This window comes from Azospirillum sp. B4 (genome assembly GCF_000333275.1).
In the GTDB taxonomy this organism is placed as follows: Bacteria; Pseudomonadota; Alphaproteobacteria; order Azospirillales; family Azospirillaceae; genus Nitrospirillum.
In genome coordinates this window covers 1-7,135 of the sequence record NZ_BACU01000208.1, presented here as the reverse complement: position 1 = coordinate 7,135, position 7,135 = coordinate 1, and the positions used below count along the sequence as shown (strand labels likewise).

Sequence of the window (7,135 nt, the reverse complement as noted above, 5' to 3'; positions counted from 1 at the left end):
CAGATTGATGCCCAGCAGGGAAATGGCCCCCTTCATGACTGGGTTCCTCAGGCTGATCAGGCGGACCAGCCAGTTGGGCAACACCCGCGTCGGCACTTTGGCGGCGGCGGCCCCCATGCGACGCCGCAGCACCCGCGCGATGTCGATCATCCACAGGCTTTCACCGGAAATCGCCAGAAAGCGTTCCCCGTTGGCGGCGGGGTGGGTCATGGCCCGCAGGTGCAGGTCCGCCACGTCCCGGACGTCGACAACGCCGCAGTTGAGCTTCGGGCATCCGGGCTGGCCGTTCATCATGTTCCGGATGAGGCCGATGGAGTGGGAATAATCGGCGCCCAGCACGGGGCCGAGGACGGCGGTCGGGTTCACGGCCGACAGTTCCAGCCCGCGCCCCTCCCGCGCGATGAAATCCCAGGCCGCCCGTTCGGCCAGGGTCTTTGATTTCTGATAGGGCCAGACGGGACCGGTCAGGTCGCTCCAGTCTGTCTCATTGAAAGGCCGGGGCATGGCCTTGTGTCCGGCGCAGATGGCGCCGAAGGCGGAGGTCAGCACCACCCGCTTGACCCCGGCGTCGCGCGCGGCGCGCAGCACCCGCAAATTGCCCTCGACGGCCGGCCTGATCCAATCCTCCTCGCTGACCTGTTCCCCCGTCGGTGTGGGTGAGGCGCCATGCAGGACATAGGCGCAGCCGGCCACGGCCTGGTCCCATCCCTCATCGGCGGTCAGGTCGGCGACGACGAACGAGAGGCGTTCGCCCGCATCCACCCCGCCGGCCTTGAGGTGCGCCCGCACCTCGGCTTCCCGCGACAGGGAGCGGACGGTGGTCCGCACGCGATATCCGGCGTTCAGCAGCGCCAGGATGCAGTGCTGCGCGATAAAACCCGTGCCGCCGGTCACGAGGATTAGTTGGTCGTTCATGTTGGTTTCCTGAAAAGCGCGCCCACGGGGTGACCGTGGCCAGCCAACGGTCGTCCGTCGCCTTCATTGCCAAGGTAGGGGGCGCCAAGGTAGGGGGCGCCGTCCGGACTGGGAATGCTTGAAAGTACGCATTACTTTGGCGATAGTTCGGAAATGAGCATCGATCCCTTTTCTGACATCCTGAGATTCACAAATGCGGAATCGCTGGTGACTGGCGGCTTCACGGCCGGGGGCGCGTGGGCCATCCGCTTCCCCGCCCCGGATAAGATCAAGTTCTTCGCCGTGGTGAAGGGCCGATGCTGGGCGCGCATCGAGGGGGAGGAGCGGCCGAGCCGCTTTGAAACGGGAGACGTCGGCCTGCTGGCGGCGAAGCGGTCCTTCGTGCTGGCCAGTGATCTGGATGTCCCCGCCGTCGATGCCATGACCCTTTTTTCCCGCGCCGACAAGACGGGGGCGGTCGTTGTCGGGGAGGGCGATGACTTCGCCCATATCGGCGGCCATGTCCTGCTTGACCCGGCCAGCGGCCGGTTGCTGGCGGACGTCCTGCCGCCCTGGATCCATGTACCGGCGGCATCACCCCAGGCGGCCGCCTTTCGCTGGCTTCTCGACCAGCTGGTGGCGGAACGGCGCGCCGACTTGCCGGGCACGCCGCTGGCGACGGCGCACTTGGCCCAGTTGCTGTTCATCCAGATCCTGCGGGCCCACCTCCGGACGTCGGGGCCCATGCCCGCCGGGTGGCTGCGCGCGCTGGGCGATCCCCGCCTGGCACCGGCCCTTCGGCTGATGCACGACGATCCCGCCCGGGCCTGGCATCTGGACGAGCTTGCCAAGGCATGCGCCATGTCGCGGACGACGTTCGCGCTTCACTTCAGGAGTGTCGCCGGCGTGGCGCCGCTGACCTACCTCACCGAATGGCGCATGCGCCTGGCCGAGCGCGCCTTGCGGGAAGAGGCGACCCCCGTGGCGACGATTGGCCAGTCGCTGGGCTATACCTCCGAGAGTGCGTTCAGCACCGCCTTCAAGCGCATGACCGGCAAGTCGCCCAGGGCCTATCGGGATTCCTCCCGGATTTCCGCATGAGGCGGCGTCACACGCGGTGTTCATGTTCGTCGGGGTCGCCGACGCTGAAACCGCCCCCGCCGCCCATGCCCATTCCCATGCCGCCGCCGTTCCTGTCCCCGCCCTTGTCGCCTTGGCGATCGTCCTTCTTCGCCCCGGGCGAGGGGCGCGCCGGTCCCTGCATGGGGATGTCGAGGCCGGCGGGAACGGGATCCAGATCCAGCGCCTCGCGGATGAAGGCCCGAAGGGAAACCACCAGTTCCTGGGTGTGGACCAGGTGGCCCGCCACCAGTTCCCGAGCCGCCCGTTCCGCCAGGCGCACGTGCTCCTCGGTGCCCAGTAGCAGGATGTCGGCCAGAGCCGCCTCCACCGCGTCGCGGATGCGGCGCGCCCGGTCGGATCCGCCGGCGTTCTCCGGCGTCAGGTCCAGCACGGCGGCGGCCTTGTCGCCATCCGCTGGCACTTGCACTGGCGGCGGCGGCTGGCGGAGGCGGTGGGCGGGGTTGACCGTCAGGTCGCCGGTGAAGGAGCCGCCCAGCGTGCGGTAGGCGGCGATCAGGGTGCGCAGCCGCTCATTGATCTGCCGGTTCGCGCGCTCCCGCCGCTGCTGAAGGGTGGACATCACCACCAGCCGGATGCCCACGCCGATGAGCGTCACCAGCGCCAGGCCCAGCAGGGTGACGATCACGTTCTGCCAGGAACTGAAGTCGATATTGCGCAGTGTTGCCTCCCCGGTTGCCGGATCACCCCTTCATTGAAGCGATCCGGCAGCGGGGAGGTTCCGCTGCGGTTGGCTCGGTCGAAACGGAGTCAGTCGGAATGAGCCGCCGGGCACGATGATTGAGCGGGGCCGATGGCGAGGCGCATGCCAGCGACCTCCAGATCCAGGCGGCCTGAGGGGACGAAAGTGGCGTCGCCCCGCTGCAGGGCATCCCGCGTGGCGGCGCACCATGTCAGTTCCCTGATCATGCCGGTATTCAGCCAGGCGCCCTGGTCGTTCCGTTCGAACAGGGCCGCGTCACCGTAGCCGTCCTCGATCAGCACCGCTGGGGCATTCGTGTGCAAGGGAATGAGATAGGCATTGCAGGGGCCGTCCCCCGTGACGAGGCAACCTTGGCCGCCCTGCCGCTGCTTCCTGGCGCTGTACGCTTGCAGGAAATCTGGAGGCAGGCTCTGGCCGGCGGGATAGACCGTGATGCGATTTGCCAGGCTTTGGGCCGTCACCGGGTGCTTCAGGGTGTCTTTTGCCTGATAACGACTATCCTTGGTCAGCGCGATGGTGGCGTTGGCATGCAGGGTGTCGGTCTGTTCCGCGCTCCAGCGGCTGTCCGTCGCCTCGCGCAGGGTCATGAGGGCGTCCCGCCCCCAGCGGACCCCGTCGAAGCGTAGGGCGGTCAAGTCAAAATCGGTAGGGGCGACAACGCCCGATCGCAGGCGGGCCATCTGGCTGGCAACCATCAACCGCGCTGGATCGGCAAGTGGCGTGAGCACGGCCAGCAATAGCACCAGCGCGAAATGCGCGGTCAGGTGGTTGGTGAACTCCAGCCGGCGTAGCCAATGGGGGCCGCTTGGTCGTGGTGTGCGCAGGGCGGCGATAACGTAACCGGCGGCATATGCGGAGAAGCCGAGGATGACGATCGCCGCTTCCACCCGCGAGGTGGTCCAACCGTACTGCCCCACCCGCAGGCCCAGGGCCCAGGCAGCCAATGCCACCAGGGGCGTCAGGGTCAGCGCGCCCACCGTGCCGGCCCAGCGCTTGACCGGGACGGTGGTGCGTTCCGCCGCGCCATCCTGGTAGCAGCAGTTGATGAGGAAGATCAGCAGGCCGGCGGACGTCAGCAGCAGGGCGGCGGCGAAATGGGTTTGCCATAGCGGTTGCAGCGACAGAAAGGGCAGGCTGCTCAGAAAGCCCACCACGATCACCACCAGCAGCGGCAGCAGCCAGGAGAAGAGGGTCAGCGCCAGGGTGCGGGCACCCCGGATCAGGGGCGGCTGCACGTCGGTGATGTGTATGGCGGCGGCCATGGCCAGGGTCGTGGCGGGAATGGCGAACCAGTCATGCTCGATCAGGTGCTGGAAGACGGTGATCTTCAGCAGTTGGAACAGGCCGGCGCCCAGATGCAGCATGAGCCAGAACACGGCGACGAAGACCCCGGTCAGGACCGCCTGCACCGCTTGTTTCCAGGCGGTATCGAAATGGCGGGCGTAGCTGGGGCGCCAGCGCCCCTCGATGACGCCGTCCACCACCAGGGTATGGGCGATGAACAGGCCGATGGCCAGGCGCAGCCACAGGTTGGCGTAACTCCAAATCTCGGGCGGGAGCGTATGCGGTTTGTCGTTTACCGCAGGGAGTGCCGAAAGGCGCCACCCGCCGTAATAGCCCAGGCCCGCGACCACCACCGTCGCCGCCAGCAGCCATAGCAGCAACGGCCGCCGGGGTAACTGTCCCACCCCCAGCAGCGCCAGCAGCGGGATCAGCGACCAGACCATGAGGAGGGGGATGAACAGGGTGGGGACGGTCGCGGGCCAGGCCAACGGGATGGTCGCGGCCTCGATTAGCAGATAGAGGCCCGCCGCTTGGACCAGGGCGATCAACAGCCGGGCGGCGAATATTCTGGAAGGCCCGCTGGTCGGGTCCGATGCGGTGTCCGTCGTCATGCTCGCCCCATTGCTTTGTCGTTGCGCCCCACCATAGGCGGGACGCCGTGCAGAAGCGATGCAGGGTTTGAGGATTCTCTACTGGAGGGCGCGATCCGTGTCCGCTCGGTGCTTCACCCCCGCACAATCTCCACCACCCGCGCCACCGGCCGCTCCGTGCCGGGTAGGGTGAGGGCGAGGTGGGCCAAGCGCCCGTAGAGCGTCTCGCCGGCCACGCCGTCCAGCAGGCGGGCCAGGGCCGTGTCCGCCGTCAGGGTGAAGAACAGGCGCGGGCGGCTGAGGAAGGGCAGGCCGGCGTTGGCCAGCAGGGTGCCGAAGGGCGTCTTTTCCGCCAGGGCTTCCGCCGCCACGGCCGGGGGCAGGGCCAGCAGGTCCACGCTCAGCAAGCCCAGGGCCAGCGGGCGGCCGTCCGCCTGGGCCGCCAGGATGACGCGCCGGCGCAGCCGGTCCACGCCTGGCGGTCCATCGCCGGTTCGGCCGTCACGGCTGCGGGCCTGGACGTTGACACTGACCGGGCCGCCGGCGTGGCGGGCCAGGGCCGCCGTCATGCCGTCCACATGGTCCAGGCGCGGGCGCACCGGCGCCGGCAGGGCCTCGGCGGCGATGGGGGTGAGGGGGGGCGGGGCCAGGCCCAGGTCGGCCCAGCCGACCGCCAGGGCGGTGCGGGCTTCGTCCAGGGGCGCGGGGGCGGATTTGGCGATCGGGGCGAACATGGGCCGCACCATAGAGCGGCGCCCTCCGCGCTGCCAAGCGCCGGGCGCGGGGGACCCCTTAGGTTGCCGCAAGGGCGGGGCGCGGCTTCGGGGTTGAAATCGCCGGGGCGGCGGAGTATCACACCGGCCATCGTCAATCCCACACATGGGCTTGCGGGGTGCCCTTATTATCTGGGCGGTCCGCTTCCGGTGTTCCAAGGCCAAGGTGGCCAACGGGACATTGCCCATGGAGGCCAAACCGGAGAAAGGTTCCGTTTCATGGCTATGCCTACCTTTACCATGCGCCAGCTGCTGGAAGCCGGCGTTCATTTCGGTCACCACACCCGCCGCTGGAACCCGAAGATGGCCCCGTACATCTTCGGCGTGCGCAACGGCGTGCACATCATCGACCTGGAGCAGTCGGTGCCCATGCTGCACCGCGCCATGCAGGCCGTGCGTGACGTCGTCGCCGGTGGCGGTCGCGTCCTGTTCGTCGGCACCAAGCGCCAGGCCCAGGAGAAGGTGGCCGAGGCCGCTGGTCGTTGTGGCCAGTACTACGTCAACCACCGCTGGCTGGGCGGCATGCTGACCAACTGGAAGACCATCTCCCAGTCGATCAAGCGCCTGCGCGAGATGGATGAGCTGCTGGGCGGCCAGATCGCCGGCCTGACCAAGAAGGAACTGCTGAACCGCACCCGTGACCGCGACAAGCTGGAGCGGGCGCTGGGCGGCATCAAGGAGATGGGCGGCCTGCCGGACATCCTGGTCATCATCGACACCAACAAGGAGTCGTTGGCCGTTCAGGAAGCCAACAAGCTGGGCATCCCCGTGGTGGCTGTGCTGGACAGCAACAGCAACCCCGATGGCGTGACCTTCCCCATCCCCGGCAACGACGACGCCCTGCGCGCCATCGAGCTGTACTGCGAGCTGATCTCCGGCGCCGTGCTGGATGGCCTGCACGCTGAGATGGCCGCCTCGGGCATCGACGTCGGCGCCTCGGAAGAGGCCCCGGTGGAAGAGATCCCCGCCGAGGAAGCCGAAGCCGCCGCCGAGGCCTAAGTCTAAGGCGAGCGGCCGGATCGGCGCCCACTTGGGTGCCGGTCCGGCCGCCTTGCTGTCCGGATGCCGCTTCCCCCAGGGTTTGACCGTGTGGGGACAGGGTTTCCGGTGACGCGCCGCCCCACTTGGGGCGGCCGTCATATGGATGTCGCACTGGCGTCGTAAAAGCGCGCGGTCGCGACCATCCACTGAATTCCGGCGGGCGGTCCCGTCCGCACCCAAGCAATACCCACCCGCGGGCCTCCGTCCCGCGACGTTATGAGAGAGGCGAAGATGGCTGAGATTACGGCTGCGCTCGTTAAGGAGCTGCGCGAAAAGACCGGCGCCGGCATGATGGACTGCAAGAAGGCCCTGAACGAGGTCGCCGGCGACATCGAAGGCGCCATCGACTGGCTGCGCAAGAAGGGCCTGGCCGCCGCCGCCAAGAAGGCCGGCCGCGTCGCCGCCGAGGGCCTGGTGGGTGTCGCTTCCGAGGGCACCGTCGGTGCCGCCGTCGAGATCAACGCCGAGACCGACTTCGTCGCCCGCAACGACCTGTTCCAGGCCCTGGTCACCGGCGTGACCAAGCTGGCGCTGGCTGATGCCGACGTGGAGGCCCTGAAGGCCCAGCCCTTCGGCAACGGCCGCACCGTCGCGGAAGAGCTGACCCACCTGGTCGCCACCATCGGCGAGAACATGAAACTGGCGCGCGCCGCCCCGCTGTCGGTCACCGATGGCGTCGTCGCCACCTATGTCCACAACGCCCCTGACCG

The 7,135-nt window shown here is 68.3% G+C and carries 7 protein-coding genes; 3 read left to right on the top strand and 4 right to left on the bottom strand.

Annotation, left to right across the window (positions count from 1 at the left end; genetic code table 11):
* Window positions 1-915, bottom strand: a 915-nt coding sequence (locus I55_RS09165; protein WP_044560224.1) for an aldehyde reductase, incomplete at its 3' end; no start/stop codon positions are given.
* Window positions 916-1,029: 114 nt separating this feature from the next.
* Between I55_RS09165 and I55_RS09160 the strand changes: the two genes are divergently transcribed.
* Window positions 1,030-1,995 carry an AraC family transcriptional regulator gene (locus tag I55_RS09160; protein WP_044560223.1) on the top strand — a complete coding sequence of 322 codons (966 nt, stop codon included), beginning with the start codon at window positions 1,030-1,032 and terminating at the stop codon, window positions 1,993-1,995.
* 7 nt (window positions 1,996-2,002) lie between these two features.
* On the opposite strand, the gene I55_RS09155 is transcribed toward I55_RS09160, so the two are convergent.
* The 3 genes from I55_RS09155 to I55_RS09145 all read right to left on the bottom strand — a co-directional run bounded on the left by I55_RS09155 (window position 2,003) and on the right by I55_RS09145 (window position 5,345).
* Complete coding sequence (locus I55_RS09155; protein WP_044560221.1) at window positions 2,003-2,695, bottom strand: hypothetical protein; 693 nt, start codon at window positions 2,693-2,695, stop codon at window positions 2,003-2,005.
* A gap of 89 nt (window positions 2,696-2,784) precedes the next feature.
* Complete coding sequence (locus tag I55_RS09150; RefSeq protein ID WP_049973973.1) at window positions 2,785-4,632, bottom strand: DUF4153 domain-containing protein; 1,848 nt, start codon at window positions 4,630-4,632, stop codon at window positions 2,785-2,787.
* A 113-nt stretch (window positions 4,633-4,745) separates the two neighbouring features.
* Window positions 4,746-5,345: a hypothetical protein gene (locus tag I55_RS09145; RefSeq protein ID WP_044560219.1), complete on the bottom strand. Its 600-nt coding sequence runs from the start codon at window positions 5,343-5,345 to the stop codon at window positions 4,746-4,748.
* Between the two features lie 258 nt (window positions 5,346-5,603).
* Between I55_RS09145 and rpsB the strand changes: the two genes are divergently transcribed.
* Window positions 5,604-6,383, top strand: coding sequence for a 30S ribosomal protein S2 (gene rpsB / locus I55_RS09140; protein WP_044560218.1), 780 nt, complete (start codon window positions 5,604-5,606; stop codon window positions 6,381-6,383).
* Between the two features lie 273 nt (window positions 6,384-6,656).
* A partial coding sequence (tsf, locus tag I55_RS09135) for a translation elongation factor Ts (RefSeq protein ID WP_044560217.1) occupies window positions 6,657-7,135 on the top strand: 479 nt, incomplete at its 3' end.